We start from the raw sequence: 25350 nt of genomic DNA, 5'->3' as shown, positions 1-25350 counted from the left end.
CAGCAATCGACGGTTCTGACAAACAAAAACATATGCATTTCCGACTATGAGTCTTCTTGGGTATTTTTTTCACATTCAAAACAAAGCAATTTACCATGATCAGATACGCCATTTAAAAAGCCTTCCAGGCAATAAATTTCTTTTCCGCATTCATTACAGCTTCCAACCAGTTCTTTCATGTAGATCCCTCCCTACTAAAATAATTCTTGTTCATGCCCGTAGTTCCTTTATAAATAGAGATATTTTTCTGTTGGAAGCCAGGTAGTTAGCAATGAGGGATGTCATAGGAAAACTGTGACTGCGCTCACTACTTGAGTTGCGATGCAGTCCTATAATGAAAAGGTAAAGGAAAAACAGATTCGAAGGAGAGATGGAAATGACTTTTCATGCAATTATCAATGTTCCAGATTATGCACCAAGAGAAAAACACCCTATTATATTCCAAAACTTTGATTCACTTAAGCCGGGAGAATTCATGCAAATCGTCAATGATCACGACCCAAAGCCACTTCAGTACCAGTTCATGATGGAGCGCCCCGAAGCTTTTTCATGGGAGTATCTCGAAGAGGGCCCGGAAACATGGAAAGTTGCAATTGGGAAAACAAAATAAAGATAATAACCGAAATATAAACTTTGACTCCATTAAAACAACAGGCCATCCTGTTGTTTTTTCTTAATTTCGTGAACCAAAATATCAGAAAAGTATGATAAGATGATGGAGACTGATAAGATGGGGTGAGATGGATGAATGAAGGAAAACAAACAGAAAAAAACTTTTTAGATTATGTAAAGAAAATGGCCGCCTATAAGGAGGCGCTTTCTTTGATTTATTGGGATTTAAGGACTGGCGCACCTAAAAAGGGAGCAGCCCAGCGGTCCGAAGTGATCGGTGTTCTTTCATCTGAGGTATTCAATATGTCAACATCAGAAGAAATGGCATCATACATAGCGAGATTGTCAAATGAACAAAGTCTATCAGAAATTGCTTTCAAGACGTTAGAAGAGTGCAGAAAGGACTATAACCGCAATAAGAAAATTCCTGCAGAAGAGTACCGGGAATATGTCATCCTGCAATCAAAAGCGGAAACAGTTTGGGAAGAGGCTAGGGCTAAGTCCGATTTTGAAATGTTCAGGCCGTACCTAGAAAAACTAGTAGAAACCACTAAGAAATTCATAGAATACTGGGGTTATGAAGGAAATAAATACAATACGTTGCTAGATATGTATGAACCAGGTGTCACTGTTGAGGTTTTAGACCAAGTATTTGGCGACCTGCGTAAGAAAATTGTTCCGCTTGTACAGCAGATTTCAAATTCAACAGTAAAACCTGAGACAGGATTTCTGTTTCGTCATTTCCCTAAAGAAAAACAGCGTGCGTTCAGTCTCGAAATCCTTAAACAAATGGGATACGATTTTGATGCTGGCAGGCTTGATGAAACAGTTCACCCATTCGCGATGGGGCTTAATCCTGGAGATGTAAGGGTTACGACAAAATATGATGAAGCGGATTTCAGAACAGCGGTTTTCGGTACAATTCATGAAGGCGGCCATGCGCTTTATGAACAAAACATATCTGAAGAGCTAGTTGGCACTCCTTTAAGTTCAGGTACTTCAATGGGAATCCATGAATCACAGTCGCTTTTTTATGAAAACTTTGTTGGACGAAATTACTCTTTCTGGAAAAATAACTATAGCTTGCTGCAGGAATATTCAGATGGTCAATTTTCCGAAGTAGGAATAGAAGATTTCTATCGAGCAGTGAATGAGTCTAAACCAAGCTTAATACGGATTGAGGCGGATGAGCTAACATATCCATTGCATGTAATGATCCGATATGAGATAGAAAAAGGCTTGTTCAATGATGAGATTGAAGTAAAGGATCTTCCACAAGTCTGGAATGATAAATATGAACAGTATCTCGGCATCAGGCCAGAAAATGATGCACAAGGTGTCCTTCAAGATGTCCATTGGGCTGGGGGCAGTTTTGGCTATTTCCCATCCTATGCTTTAGGGTATATGTATGCAGCGCAATTCAAACATGCCATGCTCAAAGACTTGCCTGACTATGAGAAACTATTAGAACAAGGAAATCTTCAGCCGATTAAACAGTGGATGACGGAAAACGTTCATAAGCATGGGAAAATGAAAAAACCACTTGAAATATTGACTGATGTAACTGGTGAGGGACTTAATGCTCAGTACTTAGTTGATTATTTATCCGAAAAATACAGCAAGGTATACCAGCTGACCTAAATCAAAAACAACATTTTTTTAAATAAAAGATGGCAGTCGTTTTGCCATCTTTTCTGTGTGGTGAATAGAATTGTCCAGGAAATTACCTTATATCATGATTGCATTTGCAGCGGCGATGTGGGGGCTGATTGGTTTTTTTGTCAAAGGCTTGAATAATGCTGGGTTCAGTGCCATGGAAATTGTGGCCATCCGAGTTTTGACTGCAGCCATTGTGTTGATTTTTGTCGGAATTGCTTTTTACAGAAGCCACTTGAAAATCAGGACAAAAGACTTGTATCTTTTTGTAGGTACAGGAATTCTCAGTATTGTGTTTTTTAATTGGTCTTATTTTACGGCAATTCATTTGATGAATATTCCGATCGCTGTGGCTCTATTGTACACTTCGCCTGCTTTTGTTGCGGTTTTGTCCTTTCTTTTTCTGAAAGAAAGCATGAACTGGAAGAAATGGTTGGCGATTATTATGACCGTCATTGGCTGTACGCTTGCATCAGGCATCACCGGGCAGGGAGGAACGTCTTTTTCAGTCTCAAGTATCCTCATAGGTCTTGGAGCAGGGTTCGGATATGCACTTTACAGCATTTTTGGCAAAGTGGCATTAAGGAGATACCATCCTTTTACAGTGACATTGTATACTTTCCTAGTGGCCTCGGCTGCATTGGTTCCGACCACCGGTATCGTCAGCAAGGCGGCTGATCTTTTCTCTGGGGATGCGTGGCTTTATGCGCTAGGATTAGGGATTTTCCCAACGGTCGTTGCCTATTTTGCATACTCCTGGGGTCTTGAAAGAACAGAAAGCAGCACTGCTGCAGTTGTAGCAACACTAGAACCCGTCATTGCCACGATGCTGGGGATATTGGTGTATGGGGACAGGCTGGGCGGTCTGCAGCTGCTCGGAGCCGCGTTGATCCTCTTATCAGTGATAGCGATCAATCTGTCCGTTCCGAGCAGGAAGAAAAGGCAAGTAACTGGGTGATCCTATTATCGCAGGGTCAACTAGACAAAGGACGACATTATGTGATAAATTACTACAGTGAAACTCCTTTTGAAAACTGCCTATTTATATCGATGAAAAGGATAGAAGTTTTTGCTGTTTTTCGATAGCGAGCCTGGGATAGTGGAAACCTGGTGCTAACGGACAGGAATTCATGAATATGTTTAGGCGGCTGCACGTTATAGACATTTTGGGTGGTACCGCGGAAATCCAGCCTTTCGCTCGTCTTATAGGGATAGAAGGCTTTTTTTATGCAAAAAATTACCACAAGGAGGCTATTATGATTAAGACCGTAGTGAAAGATTTATACAGAAATCAAGCAAGCTTTAACGACAAAACGGTTCAAATAACAGGTTGGATCCGAACTCTTCGCGACTCCAAAACGATTGGCTTTATGGAATTAAATGATGGGACATTCTTTAAGAGTGTACAAGTTGTATTTGAGGATACGCTTGATAACTTTAAAGACATTACCAAACTGCCGATTAGCTCATCTGTTTTAGTAGAGGGGGAATTTATTCCAACTCCAGAAATGAAACAGCCATTTGAACTAAAAGCGACAAAAATTGTTGTCCTGGGATTATCGGCTACAGATTATCCTATTCAAAAAAAGCGGCATACGCTTGAATATTTGCGAACCATCGCTCATTTGCGGCCAAGAGCCAATGCCTTCTCAGCCGTTTTTAGAGTAAGATCTGTACTAGCTTATGCTCTTCACAAATTCTTTCAAGACAAAGGATTCGTCTATGTACATACACCAATCATAACCGGAAGCGATACTGAAGGAGCCGGGGAGATGTTTCGTGTGACATCGATGAACTTGAACGAGCTACCAAAAACAGAGAACGGACAGGTAGATGAAAAGGCTGATTTTTTTGGGAAAGAAACTAACTTAACCGTGAGTGGTCAATTGAATGCGGAAAGCTTTGCTCTTGCATTTCGCAATGTGTATACATTTGGTCCGACGTTCAGGGCAGAAAATTCAAATACTGCACGACATGCCGCGGAATTTTGGATGGTTGAGCCAGAAGTTGCCTTTGCAGAATTGCCGGATATCATGGATCTTGGAGAAGAAATGATTAAGTATGTCATTGAGTATGTTTTTGAGCATGCACCAGAAGAGATGGACTTCTTCAACAGCTTTATTGATAAAACACTTCTGGAAAGATTGGAGAATGCCCTACGTTCTGATTTTGGAAGGGTCACTTATAGTGAAGCAGTTGAATTATTGAAAAACTCAGGAAAGCAATTTGAATACCCTGTAGAATGGGGTACAGATTTGCAAACGGAACATGAACGTTATCTAAGCGAGGAAATTTACAAGCGTCCAGTTTTTGTTACCGACTATCCAAAAGAAATCAAAGCGTTTTATATGAGAGCGAATGAGGATGGAAAAACAGTCGCTGCAACTGATCTTTTAGTTCCCGGAATTGGCGAGTTAATCGGTGGAAGCGAGCGGGAAGAACGAGAAGCGGTCCTTACAGAACGGATAAAAGAACTTGGTATGTCGGAAGAAGATTATTGGTGGTATCTCGAGCTTAGAAAATACGGCGGCACCAAGCATTCCGGCTATGGAATTGGCTTCGAGCGACTTGTTATGTATGTAACCGGCATGAAAAACATCCGTGATGTCATTCCATTCCCTCGTACACCAGGAAATGCAGATTTTTAAATTTCGGCTATGTTAATAAAAACAGGGTATGAAATCGAACGAGATCTCACACCCTGTTTTATTTTGGAAAATGTGGAGGTCCAATGTATCCGGAGACCAATAAATTATCAGCCAAACCAAAAAAGGACCGGGCGCAGTTTGCCCGGTTTTTCTTAGTTAAAAGAACTTGTATCCTTTCGAACCAATTGGTGCATTTTGGATCATATCAATGAATGGAATTGTGTAGGCGAATAAGATCAAAAGTACAGTGATACCGAGCCATAACTTCCAATTTTCAAATACCATCGGTGTTTTTTCAGCCTGATCCGCAACCTCACCAACAGGAAACTCTTCTTCTCCTTTAGGTGCAAAGAAAGCAAGATTTACGAAAATGTAAAGCATCAGGATAATTCCAAGGAATAAAATCGTTCCGCCGACTGCCTGAGCGATCTGATAAGGAATCCACTCAGCAGCTTGCTCAGAACCGCCGTACGTTGAGAAAGAAGAACGTCGCGGTGCACCAAGCAGGCCGGCTGCGTGCATTGCACCTGACATGAAAGTCATGCCGATTGCCCAAACAACGCCCTGGATAATTGCTAATTTATTCATCGCTTTTGTAAGAACTCGGCCTGTCAGGTGCGGCACCAGCCAATAGGAAATCCCGAAGAAAGTCAATACAACAGAGGTTGCAAGTGTCAAATGAAAGTGACCGGTAACCCAAATCGTATTGTGTACCACTTGGTTTAATTGGTTGGAAGCATTGATAATTCCGCCAGCACCAGCAGGAATGAAAGCAAGCATGCCAATGAAGGGAACTGCAAAACGTGCGTCTCCCCAAGGAAGTTTCTTTACCCAGCCAAATAGTCCTGTAGAACCTTTGGAGCGTCCATACATCTCAAACGTCGCAAATAAGGAAAAGGCTGTCATCAATGACGGAATGACAACAAGGAATGTCAAAATCACTTGAAGGAATTTCCATGCTGGATCAATCCCAGGTTCCATCAACTGATGGTGAAAACCTACTGGGATCGAGAACAGCAGGAATAGAATGAAGGACATCCTCGCCAAAGAATCCGAGAAAATTTTTCCGCCAATAATCTTAGGAACGATGGCATACCAAGCCATGTACGCAGGCAATAGCCAGAAATACACAAGCGGATGACCGAAGTACCAGAACAATGTACGGCTGACCAATACATCAACACGATCTACCAGGCCTAATGACCAAGGAAGGAGTTGGAATAAAACCGTTGCTGCGACGCCAATTGTTGCTACAATCCACATAAGTGTGTTAACAAGGGACATAAAAGTCAGCAGTGGACTGGGTTTTCCTGGGTTTGCTTTTCTCCATGAAGTGTAAGCCATAATGATTGCCGCTCCGTCAATCCAACTTCCGATAATCACTAAAGTAAGACCTAGGTAAAAAAGCGCGTGAGCCTGTAATGGTGCATAAAAGGTATAAAGGACTGAAGCTTGGTTAGTAAGGATCATGATGGCTGTCATTATAGTTCCGATGGTCATTGTCCAGAAGCCGATCCATCCGGTTAGGCGCTGTTTTCTAGTGAAGGTCCCCGATGTCTTACTCACAAGTGCAAGCTGAAATCCCATAATGAAGAAAGTTGTTAAAACAAGGCCAAGAACGACGCCATGTAAGGTGAGGATCTGGTAATACCCAGTCCATGTAGGCAATTGAAATTTTCCAGACCGGACTAGTGTCTGCAAAAGACCTGCTAATCCGCCGATGGCAAGGGCGATGAAAGCGACATAAAAGTGCGCCATGGTCAATTTGCCGTCCCGACGGTCCACTTTTGGATTCATTGAATTAGTATTCATTATTCTATCACCTCAATTTTAGACGTCATCGTATGGTGGCCGACGCCACAGTATTCATTACAAACGATCAGAAATTCGCCTGCTTTGTCAAAGGTAGTGACATATTCACTGATGAAGCCAGGCTCAAGCATCATATTAATATTGGTGCCTGCTACCTCGAAACCGTGAATGACGTCTTTCGTGGTAGCAATGACTTTTACTTTCGCTCCTAGTGGCACTTCCACTTTTCCAGGGTTGTAAGAAAAGGCGGAGGCAACAAATACCAGTTCATAATCCCACTCTTTCCCTTCTACCTTTTTCAAGCCTGGTTCATTGAATGGAGCAGTTGTGTCAACGTTTTCAGGATTCACTGTAGCCAAACAGCTAGGAGGTTGGTTTCCTAAATAGAAGGCACTAACACCGATGACCGTGAGGAAAATGATTAAGGTCGTTACCCCGAATATCAACCAGATTTTCTCAAACTTATGAATATGCATAACTTCTTTCTCCCCTTTTGGTGGTCTTAAAAACGATCGACAAACAAGAAAAATACACCTAGCCAAGTAACAATTAAAAAGAATCCTAATAAGAAAACCGATGCAAGTGTTCCTTTCAAGGAAGGTTGATCTTCCACCTTTGTGTGCGTTTTCTTCCCGATTTCAGGTTGAGCCATCCCGGTCCACTCCCTTCGCATAAAATAAAAACTAGCCATTAATTGATAAGTACATTTTCATCATACAAAACAAATTGAAAACGTAAATACGGTTTTGAACAGTTCACAAATTGTTCATACCTGACATATTTACTATGTTAATGGTGAAAGCGCGTCAATACAGTGATTTAAGTCACAAGGTACGACGGGTAAATGTGAATAATCTGTGAAACTATTTATGTGAAAATAGGAGCAAATGAAATTATTCAAAAAACAACTTGTGAAAGGCAGGGCTTGACTTCTAACGGAAAGCAAGTTTAAAAAAAGAGTCACTTTTCCGGTTTTTGTTAATAAACTGAATCAAGAATATTTTTTTGGAAGTGAATTTCATGCAAAAGTATTATTGTGATCATTGCAGGCTGATTTATGATGAGAAAAAGATTTGCCTGAATTGTGGGGAAACAGCTGAAAAACAAATCTTGATTGAAGTGCAGAGGCAACCAGGTGGGAGCAACTAGCATCGAGCAGGGTGCTTTTTTTCCATTAAACTGCATAAGGATGTCTTAAGCTTGCGTTTGGGACAGGCAGTTTGCATCACGAATTGTTCGATACTATGGTAAAATGAAAGCAATTTTATATAGGGGGCTGTTAGGATGTTCTTACCTTCATTTGATTTAAGCAGAAAGACGGCAATAGTCACGGGTGCGGGCCGCGGGATTGGCAGAGCATTAGCGATCGGGCTAGCTGAAGCCGGGGCTGATGTTGCAATTCTTGCCCGGACCGAAAATGATCTTACAGAAACTGCGGGAATCATTGAAAAAATAGGAAGAAAAGCTCTTATACTTCCTACTGATGTTACGAAAAGGGATCAAATACATACGGCGATTGCGGAAATAGAAGCGAAGTGGGGAAAGATTGATATTCTAGTAAATAATGCAGGCATGAATATCCGTTCCAAGGCGTTGGAAGTGACGGACGAGGAATGGCAAAAGATTATGGACACTAATTTGAAATCTGCCTTTATGATCTCTCAAGAAGCCGGCCGTGTCATGAAAAACCAACCATCTGGTGGAAAAATCATTAATATTTCCTCGGTAGCGGGCCAGGTAGCGCTTCGGACAGGTGTCGTATACGCAGCGACCAAAGCCGCTCTCATGCAGATGACGAAAGTGCTTGCAATGGAATGGGGTCAATTTGGCATCAATGTAAATTCCGTTGGACCTTGGTATTTCAAAACACCATTGACTGAAAAACTTTTAGAAGATGAAGCATATGTAAAAGACATCCTCGCCGTTACACCTCTGAAAAGAATCGGTGAGCTGGAAGAGCTAGTCGGACCAGTTGTGTTCCTAAGCTCAGATGCAGGAAATTATATAACAGGACAAACCCTCTTTGTCGATGGTGGAATGACGATTCACGGTTTTTAAAGAAACCGGCCATTGTGATTTTTTCTATTTTTGCTTTTGCTCCGCGACACCACGAATGTTCTTTCGAGCCTGTCAACTGGTAAAGATTTTATAATGTATACGACTCAGCAGCATTGTATAATGAACTTGCACAGCAACTCCTTCAAAACTTAGGCTTCCTCCATATGGGGGGAGTTTTTTTCGTATGCAAGCAATCTTTGTTTGCTTGCATACTCTCAGGGGTAAATGGAAAAAGTAACCGTATATATAGGGGAGGAGAGTATTGTCGTGCCCAGAATTTTGTCGATCGCTGAAGCAGTTCCGCCTTATTCAATAAAGCAGGAAGAAGTCATGAACTTTGCCGAAAAGATATTTAATGAGTCATTTAAGGACATTAACCGGTTATTGACCGTTTTCCAGAATGGTCAAATTGAAAAACGCCATTTTGCCAAGGATCTTGACTGGTTCGAAAAAGACCATACATTTGAGGAAAAAAATGATGCCTATATCGAATCGGCTGTAAGGCTTGGTGCAGAGGCAATCACAAATTGTTTGCATAATGAAGATTTCCTGAAAAATGAAATCCCTTTCGAAGAAATAGATGCTATATTTACCATCAGCAGTACCGGAATCGCAACACCAAGCATAGATGCGAGGATTATGAATATCCTATCTTCTTCACAATATACAAAACGGATCCCGATATGGGGACTTGGATGTGCAGGCGGAGCGGCAGGGTTGTCGCGCGCCTATGAATACTGCCTCGCATACCCAAAGGCCAAAGTGCTCGTGCTCTCCATTGAGCTTTGCAGTCTGACTTTTCAACGAAACGATCGGTCAAAAAGCAATCTGATCGGCACTTCGCTGTTTGCCGATGGAGTTGCATGTGCTCTTGTCTGCGGTGATGATTCTGGCTACGAGAAACTTGCCAAAAAGAATGCGGTCCCTAATATATTCGGAACTCAGTCCACGACGATGCCCGATTCAGAGGACGTTATGGGCTGGAATATTAAAAATGAAGGCCTTTATGTCGTCTTTTCAAAAGATATTCCGACTATTATTGAAAACTGGCTACAGCCTAATGTACTTAGGTTTTTGAACACCCATAGCCTGGAGGTAGCGGACCTTGATCACTTCATTGCCCATCCAGGCGGCAAAAAGGTTCTTGATGCCTATCGTTCCGCTTTGAAGCTACCGGAAGACATGACCAACATCTCCCTTGACGTCCTGAAACAATTTGGAAATATGTCATCGGTGACAATTTTTTATGTGCTAAAAAGGTTTATGGAAACTGCTAAGGAAGGCGATCTTGGCCTCGGCGCAGCCCTAGGGCCTGGATTTAGTTCAGAGCTGCTGTTAATGAGGTGGGAATAAAATGGTGTTTTATCTCTTTGTCGGAATCATCGTATTCCAAAGAATTACGGAACTTTTAATTGCCAGAAGAAATGAATCCTGGATGAAAAGCCAGGGAGCAATTGAATTTGGGCAGGGGCATTATCCAGCGATGGTGGCGATTCACACAGGATTTTTTCTCGTTTTTATTGCCGAAGTAACGCTATTGAATAAACAGTTGTCTGATTATTGGCCTGTATTGTTGACGTTGTTTCTGTTCACCCAAGGTATGAGGATTTGGGCACTTTCTTCTTTAGGAAGGTTCTGGAATACAAAAATTATTATCGTACCCGGAGCACAAGTTGTAAAGAAAGGACCCTATAAAATCATCAAGCATCCAAACTATTTGATCGTAGCATTGGAATTCATGGTCATACCGCTGATGTTTAAGGCCTATATTACGATGGCGCTTTTTACGCTATTGAATATCCTGATCTTGTCTATCAGGATTCCTGTTGAGGAAAGGGCTTTGAAAGAATGTACTAAATACGAAGCTGTTTTTTCAAATCACGGTCGTTTCCTGCCGAATTTGTTAAAGAAGTGTGACAATTAACAGCCTCTCATTGAAAATGATCCTCAATCATGCTATACTTTTCTTAAGATGAAAATAGTTCTCAATTAAAGAACTTTAAGGACGGTGTCGTAAAAATGGTTTCTATGCTAGTAGTTTTAACGATAGCTGCTTACTTCTTCATTATGAAATATGTATTAAGCAATGTTTTAAAACCGCACTGAAGGAAAAATAGCAGAAAAGTGGCAGCCCGGACATCATGTCCGGGTTTTGTTTTGGCCATTAATTTATCTAATAATAGGAAAACACCGAAAAATCGTATAAAATAGAGCTATTCATTATTTTGTCACAAGGAGTTTGAGGAATGGGCCACACTGCACACCAAGAGCAAAAACTTCTCGGGAAGATTGTCTCTCTCTATAAGTTAGTAACTGCGAATCAAGATGGGGAAACTGCGGAAAAAGTGAGAGAACTAGGGAAGAAAGCAATGGAGAAGGAATTTTCAATTGCCTTTTGCGGACATTTTTCTGCAGGGAAGTCGAGCATGATCAATCGATTGATCGGTGAAAATATCCTGCCATCCAGTCCGATCCCTACCAGTGCAAATCTGGTAAAAATAAAGTCAGGCGCAGAGTATGCTAAAGTCTTTTTTCGTAACGGCGGATCTAGACTGTATGCGGCACCCTATGATTATGAAACGGTCAAAAACTTTTGTATGGATGGTAACGAGATACAGGGAATTGAAATCAGTCATAGCGGAGCAGAGTTCCTGCAGCATGCCGCTATTATTGATACACCTGGAATTGATTCAACGGATGATGCCCACCGGATCGCGGCAGAATCAGCTCTTCATCTTTCCGACATTGTTTTTTACGTCATGGACTATAACCATGTACAATCGGAGCTGAACTTCCTTTTTACGAAAGAACTGACCGACGCCGGGAAAGAGCTTTATTTAATTATTAATCAGGTTGACAAGCATCAGGATGACGAACTGCCGTTTGAACAATTTAAGGATAGTGTACAGGCTGCGTTTTCCGACTGGGGAGTAAAGCATTCTGGGATTTTTTATACATCGCTTAAAGTACCTGAATTATCTGTTAACCAGTTTGACGAGCTTCGCAAATTCATCATCGAGCGGAAAAGCAAACGTTCGGAGCTTTTACCTGTTTCCGTCTTTCGTTCCTTAGAAAAGCTGTCAGAGGATCATCTAAGCCATCTAGAACAGGATGTTTCCGCTCAGATTGACCAGTTTGAATCCATTTTAGCAGATCTTGGCGAAAGCGATAGGGAGCAGCTTTCTAAAGAATTAGACGGTATAAGAAGCCAAATTACTAACATCAAAAGGAAACAGGATCCAGAACAGGAATTTAGGGCAGGTCAAAATGACATCCTGAAGAATGCCTATCTGATGCCGTTTCAGACAAGGGAGCTGGCAGAAGCATACTTGCAGTCTAGGCAACCAGATTTTAAAGTAGGCTTATTTTTCTCCAAACAAAAAACGGAACAGGAAAAAGCAGCCAGATTGTCTAGCTTCTATAAAGATCTGGAAGAAAAGGTTCAATCTCAACTTGACTGGCATATCAAGGACTTTTTAGCAAAGCTATTCAGAAAATATCATTTGACACAAGCTGAACTTCAGACAGCTGCCAATGGTTTTAAGATTGATTTCGGGAAAGAACTGCTGTCTGAAGCCGTCAAGTCTGGAGCCAGGCTTTCAGGTGATTATGTTTTAAATTATACAAATGATGTCGCCGAATCCCTGAAAAACCGTGCGCGAAAAAAGCTCGAACCAATTAAAAAAATGTTCCTTCACTCAGTCAAATTACAGGATGATGAGCAAGTGAATGAACTTGTCAGGAAGGAACAGAAATACGGAAAGCTTTTGGATGCGTGGGAAGAATTGTCTAGAATCAGAAGGAAAATTGCCGAGAACAGAAGACAAGTTTCTGAGATTCTTTATGGAGAGGCGATTCAGTTCGAAGATGAGGTGGGAAGCGTTTTTTTTGCAGACGAAGATGAGCCAGAAATGATCAGAAATTTAGTCCGTGGCACTCGTGAACCGCTTGAGAAAAAAATGGATCCTTTACAAGTTCACACAGCTCCAATTGAGCAGGAAGAGCGGGAGGGAGAACAACTTCATCATATCCAACAGAAATTGATTGGGAAGTTGAACTACGCAGCTGATCAGATAGAAGCGATACCCGGACTGAAAAAGATTTCCCGCGAATTAAAAGATAAGGCTATGCGAATAAAAGGCAGAGAATTCACAGTTGCCCTGTTTGGTGCATTCAGTGCCGGAAAATCTTCATTTGCCAACGCGCTTGTAGGGGAGAGGATTTTGCCGGTATCACCTAACCCAACAACGGCCGCGATTAATAAAATCAAACCAGTGACGAAAGACCATCCTCATGGCTCTGTTATTGTGAAAATGAAAACAGATAAACAACTAAAAAATGAGCTGGAGCGATCGCTTAGATTATTTGGCGGATATGTCCGTGATTTCGATGGATCGATCGATCTAATCAAAACTATTAAATTGGATAATAGCGAATATAGTGTAATAGAAAAAACCCATTACTCCTTTTTACAAGCTTTTGCAAATGGCTTTGATCATTTCAGGGACAAATTCGGTGAGCAATTATCCGTTGACATGGATTCTTTCGGTGAATTTGTGGCACAAGAGGAGAAATCATGTTTTGTTGAATCAATCGAAGTTTATTATGATTGCGAGCTGACAAGAAAAGGAATTACACTTGTTGATACCCCAGGAGCCGATTCAATCAACGCACGCCATACCGGAGTTGCCTTTGATTATATCAAGAATTCGGATGCGATCCTGTTTGTCACCTACTATAATCATGCCTTTTCAAAAGCAGATCGCGAATTTCTGCTTCAGCTAGGCAGGGTAAAAGATAGCTTTGAACTGGATAAAATGTTCTTCCTCGTCAATGCGGTCGATTTGGCGAATTCAGAGGAAGAACAAGAGACTGTTCTCGAATATGTGGAAGGGCAGCTTGTCCAGTACGGTATTAGGAAGCCACAACTTTTCCCTGTTTCCAGCTTAAAGGGACTGAAAGATAAATTGCAACCGGGCAGCAGCGGAGACCAGCTCTTTAACTCCTTTGAAAAAGTGTTTTACCGATTCATTGCCAAGGATTTGATGACCATGGCTGTCGAGTCTGCAGAGGCGAAATGGCAGCAGGCGATCAGTATGTTGGAAAAAATAATCCGTTCAGCAGAGGAAGACAAGGCCACAAAGGCTGAAAAACGTCAAAACCTGCTATTCGAAAAAGACCGGATGCTGACTGTTTTAGCCAAAAAAAGCCCAAACATCCTTGAAGAACGCCTTAAACAAGAGGCAGATGAATTGGTTTATTATATTAGGCAGCGTGTATTCCTTCGCTTTGGTGACTTATTCAGGGAGTCCTTTCATCCCGCTCTTTTAAAGGACGATGGACGCAATGTGAAACTGGCTCTTGAATCGGCATTGGATGATTTGATCGAAAGTATTGGATATGACCTTGCCCAAGAAATGCGGGCTACTTCCTTAAGGCTGGAAAACTATATTGTCCATCTGCTTAAAGAGTTTCAGCAAGCAATAATAACGGAACTGGAAAAAATAAATGCTGCGGTATCGATTTCATTAACAGAAAATGGCCCACTATCTGGAATGGAATTTGAGCCAGCATATCAAAGCCTCGACCGTACCATTTTTAAGAAAACGCTTGGATTGTTCAAAAATCCGAAGGCTTTCTTTGAGAAAAATGAAAAAAGATATATGGCAGAGGAACTAGAACGACTTTTACACGAACCTTCGACAGAATATCTGCAGGAAGAGAATTCAAGATTGAAAAATCACTATTTAAAAGAAATGCAGCAGGAGTTTGAAAAAGTACAAAATGATTTTTCTGAACAAATCAATGAATATTTTGAAGGGATTACCGCTTCTCTTGAAGAAAAGTTTTCAGTGGATCTCGTAAAACAAGCACTTACTAATCTTATAGTGGATGAATAACAGTGGAGGAGTGGTTTTTTTTGAAAAATTATGTAGAAGCTGATTGGCTTAGAGAGCATCTTGACGAGAAAAATCTAAAGGTGGTGGATTGCCAGTTCAAGCTTGGCGATCCTGAAGAAGGCAAACAACAGTATGAACAAAGTCATATTCCAGGAGCGGTCTATTTCGATCTAGAAAAAGATTTGTCAGGAGAGGTCCGGGAGCATGGTGGAAGGCATCCGCTTCCTGATTTGCATTTGCTAAAAGATAAACTTGAAGCAAACGGAATAAGCAAGGACACAATCATTGTTGTCTATGATGGCAAGGAAGGTGCTTTTGCATCTAGATTCTGGTGGCTTTTGAAATACATGGGACATGAAGAGGTGTATATCCTAAACGGCGGCTTTGCTTTGTGGGAACAGAAAGGCTATCCTACAGATCAAATCGTGCCAAAATATGCAAAAACAACCTATATCGTAACAGAAGCGAAAGATATGTTGGCCTCCTACGAAGAAATAAAGGATATAGCGCTTAATGGCTCCGGAAACGCAGTCCTGATCGATTCACGTGAAAGCAGGCGTTATAAAGGGATAGAGGAGCCGATTGACAGAATTGCGGGGCATATTCCGACCGCCATCAATAAACCATGGATGGAGAGTTTGGAAAATGGTTCCTTTAAGTCGAGGGACCAACAGGAAAAGCGATTTGCCGAACTGGACCGGAATCAGCCTGTCATCGTGTATTGCGGGTCAGGAGTAACTGCAACTCCTAACTATATCGCCTTGAAAGAAGCAGGGTTTAAACATGTCAAACTGTATGCTGGCAGCTATAGCGACTGGGTCTCTTATAAAGAAAATCCTGTATCAAAATATGATATAATATAAAAGTTGTTTATGGGACACATCACCATCTGTTGACGATAAAAGGTTTGTCAAAAACAAAATAAGGAGGTCCAGCTTTGGATTCGAATAAATCGTCACTAATGCTTGTTGACGGAATGGCTTTGTTGTTCAGAGCCTTTTTCGCGACCGCTGTATCCGGACAGTACATGATCAATTCCAAAGGGGTGCCGACCAACGCAATCCATGGTTTTGTCAAACATTTTGCGACTGCAGTTGGGAAATTTAAGCCTACCCATACGGCGGTTTGCTGGGATATGGGCAGCAAAACGTTCCGCACGGAAATGTTTGCGAATTATAAGGCAAACAGACCTGAAGCACCGGTAGAGCTTTTGCCTCAATTTGATTTAATTAAAGAGGTGGTGGAAGCTTTGGGCGTTCCGAATATCGGCCTTCCAGGGTTTGAAGCAGATGACTGCATCGGTACAATTGCCAAAACGGTCAAGGAAGTCGATTCCATTACCATTTTGACTGGGGATAAGGATATTTTGCAGTTAATCGATGACCGGGTTTCTGTCATTCTTCTGCAAAAAGGGTATGGAAATTATCTAGTCCACAATCGAAATACTTTATTCGCTGAAAAAGGGGTTTGGCCTGAGCAGATGATTGACTTGAAGGCATTCATGGGAGACCCAAGCGATAACTACCCCGGCGTCCGCGGAATTGGGGAGAAAACGGCGATTAAACTCCTTCAGGAACACGAAAATGTAGAAGGTGTGATCACAAATCTGCATCTTTTGACGAAATCACAACGTGCAAAAATCGAGGCGGATTTAGAAATGCTTCATTTAAGCAGGCAACTTGCTGAAATTAAATGCGATTTGCCGATTGAATGCAGCTTAGACGATGCCCTATTCAGAATTGACAAAGAAAAACTTCTTTCTAAGTTCAATGAAATAGAACTGACAGGGCTACATCGACTTTTTGAAAACAATGCAATATACGCATAAGAAAAAGGCTGGATCTGGAAGAACAAAATGCAAAAGAGGTGCAATAAGCACCTCTTTTGCATTTATTTTACTATTAAAATTTACTCTCCAAAAAGTTTTGTTTAAAACTACATAGAAAAGTGAAATAACCCTTTATAGGCTTATTTTCTTATTATGTATGGACAAGAATAAAAGCCATCATTTATCTTCAAAATAACAGGAGAGGTGACGAATATGAATAGAGGCGCCGTGATCGCGATCACAAGTATCGGCCTGGCTCAGGCTTTAAAAATACCAATTCATTATGCGAAAACAAAGGAATGGAGACCAGCTCTATTTTTTGCAACAGGCGGCATGCCGAGTTCCCACTCTGCAGGTGTTTCTTCTTTAACCACGTTTGTTTCCCTTACAAAAGGAGTACGCTCGATTGACTTTGCATTGTCTCTTGTTTATGGCTTGATTGTTATGTATGATGCCCAGGGAATCAGGAGGCAGACAGGAGAACTCACTTTAAAAGTCAATGATCTTGATGAATTAATTGATAAAATCAATGAGGATGACCCAGTGGAGTTCGAGGAAAAGTCCCCGGATCCTTTGAAGGAAATGCTAGGACATCAGCCAAAAGAGGTACTTGGAGGAGCCCTGCTAGGGATGATTATGGGCTTTTCTGGTTATTATTTAACGAAAAAACGCTAGAAAAAGTTCGAATAATGCGGTAAAATTTTACTAGTTACGGCTTGAAGAGAGAGGATTGATTCAGTCAGTGCGAACAGTGGAAGATTATTTGCTTCATTTGAAGAGCAAGGGGTTTCTTTTTCGGGAGGATGCGGTCGGCTTCATTTATTTCGGACAGCAATATACAAATTCAACGGATGAAATCGCCAATACAGCCATCGAAATCACCCTAATGGCTCAAAAGGGTTTTGACGGTAGTTTTTATATTTCATTGCTTGAAACATTCGCTTCTAATAAAATCGCTTCTCGCAAAGCAGCCTGGAAATTAGTCGAAAAAATGGAACTTTTGGCAGTATAACATAACGCCATGCTTTAGTTAACCTACTCGTGCCCAAGAATAGCCGATGAAAAAAGAGGCAATTTCAAAGCGTCACGCTTTGAAATCCGCCTCTTTTTTCACGAATAGCCTTCTGATAATACTCTCTAATTTTCCAGCAGGCAATTCAGCAAAAATCATGCCAGCAACAATCAACACGCACCCAACAAGGGCGCTATTTGCCAGGCGTTCGTCTGCCCAGAAATAAGCTGTAATGGCAGCAAAGACAGGTTCCATCGCAAAAATCAAAGCAACCCGTGTCGCTGTTGTATGCTTCTGGAAATTTGTCTGGATGAAAAATGCTAATGCAGTTGCAAGAATAGATGTAATCAATAATGCGGTAATTACATTCGTAGAAAAAATGACCTCTGGTTGAAAAGCTCTTTTCCAGTCTTCAAACAGGATGGCAGATCCTGCAGAAAGAACGGCAACAGTCAATATTTGTACAATCGTCAAAAGAAGAGTAGGATAACTGCTTGAAAATTTTCCGGTAAACACGATGTGCAATGCAAAACCAGCTGCGCAAATCAAGACAAAGGCATCCCCAATATTAAGACCCGACACATCTGACATAGTTAAAAGATAAAGGCCAATCGTTGCTGCAAAAACGCCCGCGATGGAATTCACACTTGGGCGCTGCTTTAAAATCCCAAGCATCAATAAAGGAACGAGTACGACGCTCAGTCCGGTAATAAAACCAGCTTTTGAAGAAGTGGTATACAGAAGACCAAGTGTCTGAAAAGCGTAGCCAATAAATAACCATACCCCGAGCATTATCCCTGATAAAATCAATTTCCTATCAAGTTTTTGAAGGAGATGCTTTTCAAAAATGAGCAGCCAAAGTCCTAGGATGATTGCAGCAACGGAGAAGCGAACGGCATTAAAAGAAAGTGGCTCCAGAAATGCGATCGCATTTTGGACAAGCACAAATGTCGTTCCCCATATAAGAGCTACAAACAGTAAACTTAGATCGGCAAAAGTGGATGTTTTCATTTCATTTTCGGTCCTTTCGTATCGCTGCCCCTGATTGCTTTTCTGGCTAATTCATCAGCTGTTTTGTTTTCGCTCGATGGAATCCATTTCATAAAAAACAAATCAAATTGCCGTGTAAGCACCAGAGCTTTTTCTAAAAGCGGGGAATAAAGCTTATTTTTAACGAATTCTTTCTCCACTGCAGCATTTACGAGCTGGGAATCAGTTCTGAATGATACAACCTTAAAACCCTTCTCCAAACAGATTTCCAAAGCTTTTATAAAAGCATGATATTCCGCTTCATGGTTTGACATTATGCCAAGCGAGAGGGAATATTGAAAAACTTTCCCTTCTCCTTTAATAAATATGCCAGCACCGCTACGCCCTGGGTTACCAGCACTTGCCCCATCGATATATACCTCATACAAAATCGACCACTCCCGAATTATTTGTACAGATAACAAATAGTGTATCATAATAGTTTGGATTATGTAACCATTGTAACGGATAAGAAAAATGGGTAAGATAACTAAAAAAGGCGGAGAAAGTTGGGAAAATCTTGAGATATAAATTGGAGTGGGAATATAAAACTAAAGGCGTGGCTCCGATCCTGTTCAGTTCTGATTATCTGGAAGGAGAGCATGCGCTCCAGGCTGGTGAGGAGCTTGAAAGATCTGGAAAAGCATTGGGGATTTTGTTTACTGATGAGGTTGGCTCCGCCTGGTCTATCAAAGAAATGCGTAAGCTTCTTACAGTGGTGGAAGAAGAGCCTCATAACCTGACTGTTTATTTTGACGGAGGCTTCGATAACACCCATAATAAGGCCGGCCTTGGCACCATCATTTATTATAAACAAGGAAAAAAGAAATACAGACTGCGTGCAAATGAAGTATTTGATGAGATCGATACAAACAATGAAGCAGAGTATGCAGCACTTTACTTTGCGTTAAGCATTCTTGAAGAAATGGGTGTCAGGAACACATCATGTGAAATAAAAGGGGATTCCCAAGTAGTGTTGAAGCAACTCGAAGGGGAATGGCCTTGCTATGAAGAAACGCTCAACCGTTGGCTGGACCGAATCGAGAAGAAGATTATCGAGCTTGGCTTGCATCCTAAATATTATCCAATAGGAAGGAAAGAAAATAAAGAGGCTGATAAGCTGGCAACCCAAGCATTGCAAGGGAAAATGATCAACAGCAAAATGCAAATAATCTAACCGGGAGGGAGAAATGATTGACTCGAAATGAAATACTTGTTGAGGTAGAAACATTGTTAACTACCTATTGCAATGGATGCTTCCTTAAAAAATATCATCGGCAAGAACAAGGAAAAACATTTGCCCACCGGTTTTGCATAACAGAATGCACCGTCGGTGAGAAAATAAAAAAGTGTGGACAGAAATTGTGATCATGGGTCTCTCACTAAAAATCAAAAAGGCTGGCGTCAAGCGTCAGCCTTAAACTGTTGGAATTATAGTTTCACTACGTTAGCTGCTTGTGGTCCACGGTTTCCTTCGACGATTTCGAAAGATACTTCTTGGCCTTCTTCTAATGATTTATAGCCTTCACCCTGGATGGCTGAGAAGTGTACGAATACATCGTCTCCGCCTTCTACTTCAATAAACCCAAAACCTTTTTCATTGTTGAACCATTTTACTTTACCATTTTGCATGTTAAACTGTCCTCCTATGCCTTTCGTGACACAAACTCTGCGTCAAGCTGAATAGTCTCATCTAATTGGCTACACTTGCATCTATTGCGCGGCAAATATATCCTCTTACATGATGTCTTAAATATACAATATTAGAATAATCGTAGTCAAGGATGCAAACGCTATTACCCTATAAATTTTCTTAAAATTTTATGAATTATAAATAATTGTCACGCTTCCTCTTTTCGGAAAAATTTGTTATTATTTTCTTATACGAACAGCAAACAATAAAAGCAGGCTATCCTATTTAGTCAAGAGGGGGGTATTATGAAGAAGACCACTCCATCAGCGTTAACGTCCTTATCTGATTATCAAATTGAGAAATTACTGGATACAATCAGAAACGGGAATACCGTTCAGGACCCTACATCACAGACGGGAATAAAAACGAAAATCAAGGATATGAACAAGATGCTTGACGCTGCTTCCGTTCAAATGGAAGAAATATTCGATGTCGTCGCAAAGACTGGTGTTATTCCAATCTCGGAAATCAAAAATGAAATCATGCCTGCAATCAGACAGGCAGCAGAAATACCCCATATTTATCACCTTTTTTATGAACTTAAATCAAAAGATGAATATACTTATAGACATACTGTCTGTGTCGGTATTATTTCAACATTATTAGGGAAATGGCTTAATTTGAATCAGTCCGATTTGAATGATCTTTCGCTCGGAGCCACCCTCCATGATATTGGCAAGGCGAGAATACCTGCTGAAATTCTCAATAAGCCAGGCAGGCTGACACAGGAAGAGTACTCTGAAATGAAACGGCATACCGCATATGGATACAGGCTGCTGAAGGATATTCCAGAATTGAATGACAGGGTTGCTCTCATCGCACTTCAGCACCACGAACGGGAGGATGGAGGTGGTTATCCATTCAGTCTCCCGAGCAATAAGATTGATAACTTTGCCAAAATTGTCGCAATAGCTGATGTCTATCATGCCATGTCGTCTTCAAGGGTGTACCATCAGGCAGAACCATTCCATATAGTCATTTCTCAAATGCAAAACGATGTTTTTGGTAAATTTGATCCAAAAATCATGCTCGTCTTTTTATACAGAATTATGGACAGTCTTGTTGGCAAACGCGTCCTTTTAAGCAATGGAGAAGAAGGAACAATCCTTATGGTCGATAACTATGAACCATTGAAGGCTCTCATCAAGACGAAGGATTCGCTAATTGATTTGCGCCTCGACCGTGGTTTGAGAATTTCACGTGTCTTACATGATTAAGTTCTCTCTTATTCAAACCAATAAAATAAGTTTTTACAGGCAGCTGAGCAGCATCTGCCTGTTTAAGCGTATAAGTGCTGAGATAAAAGTCCTTTACGCTCTTATTGAAAAAAAGATAAAATAGAGATTAGTATAGTTACGTTCTTATAAAAGCTTTTCAGGAGGAAATTATGAAGGTAATCGTTGCGGAAAAGCCTGATCAGGGCAGAACCCTAGCCTCCGTTTTTACAATGAAGAAGAAGGAAGGATACATTGAGATTCTTCCAAATGAAATCTTTCCGGATGGCGCGTATGTATCGTGGGCAATCGGTCATTTAACGGAGTTGTCCGCGCCCGAACAGTACAACCCGTCATGGAAGAAGTGGTCACTGAATACATTGCCGATCATTCCCGACCAATTCAAGTATGAAGTTGTAAAATTGAAAGCGAAGCAATTTAATATTATTAAAAAATTAGTTTCGGACCCTAGGGTAACCGAAATTATCCATGCCGGTGACGCAGGACGGGAAGGAGAGTTGATTATCAGAAATATCCTTCGTCTCGCAAATTGCACGAAACCGATGAAACGGCTGTGGATCTCCTCCCTTACCCCAAAAGCAATAAAAGATGGCTTTCAGAAACTATTAAGTGAATCAGATACAAAAAATTTGTATTATGAAGCCTATACGCGCGCTTGTGCTGACTGGGTTGTAGGCATGAACGCCTCAAGACTGTACACTCTTTTATTGCAGCAGAAAGGGTATTCAGATGTATTTTCTGTCGGAAGGGTCCAAACACCCACGCTTACTCTGATTGTAAAACGAGAGCTCGAAATCGAAAATTTTGTCTCAGAACCTTTCTGGGAAGTAATCGGTAATTTCCGAATCAACGGAAAGCAATACACTGGCAAATGGGAAAAAGATGGTGACTCCAGAATCAAAACAAAGGAAATGGCTGAAAAAATCGCTGCATTTTGCAACGGTAAACATGCTGAAGCAGCAGAAGTTCATTCTGAGAAAAAAGAATTCCTGCCGCCATTATTATACAATCTTTCAGCGATTCAAGCTGAAGCAAACAGGCGGTTTAAGATGTCGCCGAAAAAGACGCTCGACATTTTACAAGGACTCTATCAAAGAGGGATCGTCTCTTATCCCCGTTCCGATTCCAGGCATGTAACTCCAGGTGAAGCGGAAGGCTTTCCAGCTATCCTGAAAAAACTCCAGGTGATTCCTGATTATCAAACATTATTTCCACTGCCAGTAGAATCCATTAAAAACAACAAACGATATGTAAATGAAAAAAAGGTGACGGACCACTATGCCATTATTCCTACAGAGCAAGTTCCCAACTTAAACAGGCTGTCGGGAGAGGAACTTAAACTGTATGATTTGCTTGTACGGACGCTGATTGCTGCTCACTATAGTCCTTATATAGCGGAGTATACGACGATCAAGACGGTCGTGGATAGCAGGGCTGAATTTATTTCGAAGGGGAAAGTCCAGCTTGATGAAGGCTGGAGGAAGGTGCTGCCGCAAAAAGACGCAGACAAAGAACCGGAGCTGCCTGCAGTTCAGCAGGGGGAAACGGGAATGGTCATCCACACAGAGGCAAAAGAAAGCAAAACGCAGCCGCCAAAAAGATTGACGGAAGGACAGTTGATCACTTTGATGAAAACGGCAGGCAAGCATATTGAAGACAAGCAATTGGAAAAGGTGCTAATGAAGGCAGAAGGACTTGGAACCGAAGCTACGCGAGCAGGAATCATTACCATGCTAAAAGACCGTGCCTATATCGAGGTCCGCAAAAATCTTGTTTATGCCACGGCCAAAGCAAAAATACTCGTCACGGCAGTTGGCGGACAAGTGCTTGCTTCACCGGAAATGACAGCGAAATGGGAAAAGCGGCTGCACGAGATCGGCGAGGGGGAAGCATCGCCGAAACAATTTATCGAACAAACCTCAAAAATGATTAAGCACTTGGTTTCGGAAACGACGGAAGGATCAGCAGGCTGGACATTTTCAGAGGAACTTACCAATGCCTTTGTGCCTGGTAAAATAGGTGGGAAATCAAGGCGTGTAACGAATTTGGGAAAATGTAAAAAATGCGAGGGTACAGTCTTAGACAAAGGTACGTTTTATGGCTGTTCCAACTATCAAAAAACGAAATGCAATTTCACCCTATCCAAACAGGTTCTTGGCAAGACAGTGACGCAAAAAAATATAAAGAAGCTGCTCGCTGAAGGAAGTACGGATGTGATTGAAGGCTTCCAAAGCAAGGATCGAACTTTTAATGCAAAGCTATATTGGGATGCGCAGGAAAAGAAACTGAAATTCGAGCTCGCTCACCAGGCTGTCAATCAAAGAGAGTAGTGCCTTGTCACCGATGTTTATCTGCAGAATTTTTTTAAATACAAAACACCTTCCAGTATTGGTAGGTGTTTTTGCGGTTAGTATATTTCCGGATTAGTTTGAAAGTCAGAACCATCTGCTGTCAGTAGGGAGGAGTTCCCATTGGTTTCCTCCATTATATTTACTCCAGAAATATTGCCGGTGGATACTTCCATTAACGCTTTGCGATAAGAGATGATCCTGCCGCTTGAAGTCTGGAAGCTGATAATCTCCCCAACATGGTTTTTATGTACCGCGATTAGCTGTTCTTGCTGCAATTTAATCTCTCCTTTCACCCTCCTAGTCTTACACTTTCTCCAAAAAATAAACGTAACGGGAATTCTGTCGTACAAATACAGGACTTCCAAGTTCCAAATGCGATAAATTCGAGACTTTCAGAAATAAGAAAAACCGGGCTGTTTCGCCCGGTTTTTCTTATTTCCATTCAAACGGCGTTTCCTGGTACACATAATAATTGAGCCAGTTAGAAAAGAACAAATGAGCGTGTGATCTCCAACGGTTAGGCGGTGTCTTTTCAGGATTATTGTCTGGAAAGTAATTTTCAGGGACATGGATATCAATACCTCTAGCTTTGTCCCTTGAATATTCCTCAGCTAAAGTGGTAGCTTCGTATTCTAGATGTCCTGTAATCATGATTCTGGTACCATCCTTGCTGGAAATAATCAAAGGGCCAGCTTCATCGGAAACTGCAAGTACTTTTAAATCAGGATGATCGTTGAGTGCTGCTATTGACAGCTCAGTGTTACGTGAATGAGGAGCTGGAAACTCATCATCAAATCCTCTTAACAGCTTATCCGTCTCATCAAGGACACGGTGAGTGAAAATACCTGAACACTTTTGCGGCAGAAGATATTTGTCAATGCCATAGTGATGATACAAAGCAGCCTGGGCACCCCAGCAAATATGCAAAGTCGACGTCACATTCTCCTTTGTCCAGTCAAGGATTTCTATTAGTTCATCCCAATAGTCCACTTCTTCGAATTCCATCAGTTCAATTGGAGCACCAGTAATGATCATGCCGTCATATTTTTTTGTTTTTACCTCGTTGAAGGTTTGGTAAAACTCCTCCAGATGGTATGCGGAAGTGTTCTTTGAATCGTATGTAGCTGTTTTCAAAAAATGGATGTTTACTTGAATCGGCGTGTTTCCAAGCAGTCGAAGCAGCTGTCTTTCTGTCTTTTCCTTCTCAGGCATAAGATTCAGAATCAAAATATTTAATGGGCGAATATCCTGCCTAGAGGCCCGGTTCTCATCCATGATGAAGATGTTTTCTTTTTCCAATATTTCTTTCGCTGGCAAATGCAGCGGGATTTTAATTGGCATAATATACCCTCTCTTTCAGCAAACTAAAGTCAGTAATTTTTATTATAGTCTGAATTCTTTTATGGAGCAATTGGTTAAAGAGAAAATTTTATGACAAAATGATATTTTTTAGCTGATCGGAATTACCTGGTGGTAAAATATAAGATGGTAAGGACATAGATAATAGCTGGAGGGA

At 41.3% G+C, this 25350-nt stretch carries 25 protein-coding genes; 16 read left to right on the top strand and 9 right to left on the bottom strand.

Annotation, left to right across the window (positions count from 1 at the left end):
• Positions 1–44: 44 nt before the first annotated feature.
• Positions 45–179, bottom strand: a complete 135-nt coding sequence (locus J2S25_RS01130) for a hypothetical protein (RefSeq protein ID WP_277813880.1) — start codon at positions 177–179, stop codon at positions 45–47.
• A gap of 197 nt (positions 180–376) precedes the next feature.
• On the opposite strand from J2S25_RS01130, the gene J2S25_RS01125 reads away from it, so the two are divergent.
• The 4 genes from J2S25_RS01125 (at position 377) to asnS (ending at position 4916) form a co-directional block, all read left to right on the top strand.
• Positions 377–610, top strand: a complete 234-nt coding sequence (locus J2S25_RS01125; protein ID WP_044393229.1) for a DUF2249 domain-containing protein — start codon at positions 377–379, stop codon at positions 608–610.
• A gap of 134 nt (positions 611–744) precedes the next feature.
• Entirely contained in the window at positions 745–2253 is a 1509-nt protein-coding gene (locus J2S25_RS01120) for a carboxypeptidase M32 (protein ID WP_307191008.1), read from the top strand.
• A 70-nt stretch (positions 2254–2323) separates the two neighbouring features.
• Positions 2324–3226, top strand: a complete 903-nt coding sequence (locus tag J2S25_RS01115) for a DMT family transporter (RefSeq protein WP_307191007.1) — start codon at positions 2324–2326, stop codon at positions 3224–3226.
• A gap of 298 nt (positions 3227–3524) precedes the next feature.
• Positions 3525–4916: an asparagine--tRNA ligase gene (gene asnS, locus J2S25_RS01110; protein WP_307191006.1), complete on the top strand. Its 1392-nt coding sequence runs from the start codon at positions 3525–3527 to the stop codon at positions 4914–4916.
• A gap of 156 nt (positions 4917–5072) precedes the next feature.
• Here the strand turns inward: asnS and J2S25_RS01105 are convergent, their stop codons facing one another.
• The 3 genes from J2S25_RS01105 to J2S25_RS01095 are packed head-to-tail and all read right to left on the bottom strand — an operon-like array spanning position 5073 to position 7380.
• The gene (locus J2S25_RS01105) at positions 5073–6728 is read right to left on the bottom strand and encodes a b(o/a)3-type cytochrome-c oxidase subunit 1 (RefSeq protein WP_044393237.1); all 1656 of its coding nucleotides are present in this window, start codon (positions 6726–6728) and stop codon (positions 5073–5075) included.
• Positions 6728–7204 (bottom strand): cytochrome c oxidase subunit II, encoded by a 477-nt coding sequence (locus J2S25_RS01100; RefSeq protein WP_044393239.1) that lies wholly within the window; start codon positions 7202–7204, stop codon positions 6728–6730. The genes J2S25_RS01105 and J2S25_RS01100 overlap by 1 nt, the downstream gene beginning before the upstream one ends.
• A gap of 26 nt (positions 7205–7230) precedes the next feature.
• Complete coding sequence (locus tag J2S25_RS01095) at positions 7231–7380, bottom strand: cytochrome c oxidase subunit 2A (RefSeq protein WP_044393241.1); 150 nt, start codon at positions 7378–7380, stop codon at positions 7231–7233.
• Positions 7381–8012: 632 nt separating this feature from the next.
• Between J2S25_RS01095 and J2S25_RS01090 the strand changes: the two genes are divergently transcribed.
• The 8 genes from J2S25_RS01090 (at position 8013) to J2S25_RS01055 (ending at position 17526) form a co-directional block, all read left to right on the top strand.
• Positions 8013–8786 carry an SDR family NAD(P)-dependent oxidoreductase gene (locus J2S25_RS01090; RefSeq protein WP_044393242.1) on the top strand — a complete coding sequence of 258 codons (774 nt, stop codon included), beginning with the start codon at positions 8013–8015 and terminating at the stop codon, positions 8784–8786.
• 267 nt (positions 8787–9053) lie between these two features.
• On the top strand, positions 9054–10139 hold the full coding sequence (locus J2S25_RS01085) for a type III polyketide synthase (RefSeq protein WP_044393244.1): 1086 nt from the start codon (positions 9054–9056) through the stop codon (positions 10137–10139).
• Between the two features lies 1 nt (position 10140).
• A complete protein-coding gene (locus J2S25_RS01080; RefSeq protein ID WP_307191005.1) occupies positions 10141–10710 on the top strand; it encodes an isoprenylcysteine carboxyl methyltransferase family protein in 570 nt (189 codons plus the stop codon).
• 322 nt (positions 10711–11032) lie between these two features.
• Positions 11033–14686 (top strand): dynamin family protein, encoded by a 3654-nt coding sequence (locus tag J2S25_RS01075; protein WP_307191004.1) that lies wholly within the window; start codon positions 11033–11035, stop codon positions 14684–14686.
• Between the two features lie 20 nt (positions 14687–14706).
• Complete coding sequence (locus tag J2S25_RS01070; protein WP_044393249.1) at positions 14707–15549, top strand: sulfurtransferase; 843 nt, start codon at positions 14707–14709, stop codon at positions 15547–15549.
• Between the two features lie 74 nt (positions 15550–15623).
• A complete protein-coding gene (locus J2S25_RS01065) occupies positions 15624–16514 on the top strand; it encodes a 5'-3' exonuclease (RefSeq protein ID WP_044393250.1) in 891 nt (296 codons plus the stop codon).
• Positions 16515–16727: 213 nt separating this feature from the next.
• On the top strand, positions 16728–17189 hold the full coding sequence (locus J2S25_RS01060; protein WP_044393251.1) for a divergent PAP2 family protein: 462 nt from the start codon (positions 16728–16730) through the stop codon (positions 17187–17189).
• A gap of 55 nt (positions 17190–17244) precedes the next feature.
• Complete coding sequence (locus tag J2S25_RS01055; RefSeq protein ID WP_241768465.1) at positions 17245–17526, top strand: DUF6123 family protein; 282 nt, start codon at positions 17245–17247, stop codon at positions 17524–17526.
• 72 nt (positions 17527–17598) lie between these two features.
• Here J2S25_RS01055 and J2S25_RS01050 read toward each other — a convergent pair whose 3' ends face one another.
• Together J2S25_RS01050 and J2S25_RS01045 are read right to left on the bottom strand one after the other, a co-directional pair.
• Positions 17599–18537, bottom strand: a complete 939-nt coding sequence (locus J2S25_RS01050) for a DMT family transporter (protein ID WP_044393253.1) — start codon at positions 18535–18537, stop codon at positions 17599–17601.
• A complete protein-coding gene (locus tag J2S25_RS01045; protein WP_044393255.1) occupies positions 18534–18944 on the bottom strand; it encodes a reverse transcriptase-like protein in 411 nt (136 codons plus the stop codon). Before J2S25_RS01045 ends, J2S25_RS01050 begins: the two co-directional genes overlap by 4 nt.
• Before the next feature lie 131 nt (positions 18945–19075).
• Between J2S25_RS01045 and J2S25_RS01040 the strand changes: the two genes are divergently transcribed.
• Positions 19076–19732 carry a reverse transcriptase-like protein gene (locus J2S25_RS01040; protein WP_307191003.1) on the top strand — a complete coding sequence of 219 codons (657 nt, stop codon included), beginning with the start codon at positions 19076–19078 and terminating at the stop codon, positions 19730–19732.
• A 17-nt stretch (positions 19733–19749) separates the two neighbouring features.
• The gene (locus tag J2S25_RS01035; protein WP_084221787.1) at positions 19750–19923 is read left to right on the top strand and encodes a zinc-finger domain-containing protein; all 174 of its coding nucleotides are present in this window, start codon (positions 19750–19752) and stop codon (positions 19921–19923) included.
• Between the two features lie 63 nt (positions 19924–19986).
• On the opposite strand, the gene cspD is transcribed toward J2S25_RS01035, so the two are convergent.
• Positions 19987–20187: a cold-shock protein CspD gene (gene cspD / locus J2S25_RS01030; RefSeq protein ID WP_042355328.1), complete on the bottom strand. Its 201-nt coding sequence runs from the start codon at positions 20185–20187 to the stop codon at positions 19987–19989.
• Positions 20188–20493: 306 nt separating this feature from the next.
• Between cspD and J2S25_RS01025 the strand changes: the two genes are divergently transcribed.
• Together J2S25_RS01025 and J2S25_RS01020 are read left to right on the top strand one after the other, a co-directional pair.
• On the top strand, positions 20494–21465 hold the full coding sequence (locus tag J2S25_RS01025) for an HD-GYP domain-containing protein (RefSeq protein ID WP_307191002.1): 972 nt from the start codon (positions 20494–20496) through the stop codon (positions 21463–21465).
• Positions 21466–21635: 170 nt separating this feature from the next.
• A complete protein-coding gene (locus J2S25_RS01020) occupies positions 21636–23813 on the top strand; it encodes a DNA topoisomerase III (protein ID WP_307191001.1) in 2178 nt (725 codons plus the stop codon).
• A 77-nt stretch (positions 23814–23890) separates the two neighbouring features.
• Here J2S25_RS01020 and J2S25_RS01015 read toward each other — a convergent pair whose 3' ends face one another.
• Both J2S25_RS01015 and metA read right to left on the bottom strand, forming a co-directional pair.
• Positions 23891–24109: a DUF3892 domain-containing protein gene (locus tag J2S25_RS01015; RefSeq protein ID WP_307191000.1), complete on the bottom strand. Its 219-nt coding sequence runs from the start codon at positions 24107–24109 to the stop codon at positions 23891–23893.
• Between the two features lie 157 nt (positions 24110–24266).
• Complete coding sequence (gene metA / locus J2S25_RS01010; RefSeq protein ID WP_044393264.1) at positions 24267–25175, bottom strand: homoserine O-acetyltransferase MetA; 909 nt, start codon at positions 25173–25175, stop codon at positions 24267–24269.
• Positions 25176–25350: the final 175 nt, after the last annotated feature.

Origin of the sequence: Mesobacillus stamsii (genome assembly GCF_030814065.1) — a bacterium.
In the GTDB taxonomy this organism is placed as follows: Bacteria; Bacillota; Bacilli; order Bacillales; family Cytobacillaceae; genus Mesobacillus; species Mesobacillus stamsii.
Note: the sequence above shows the minus strand (reverse complement) of the source record. Positions and strands in the feature narration are given on the sequence as shown.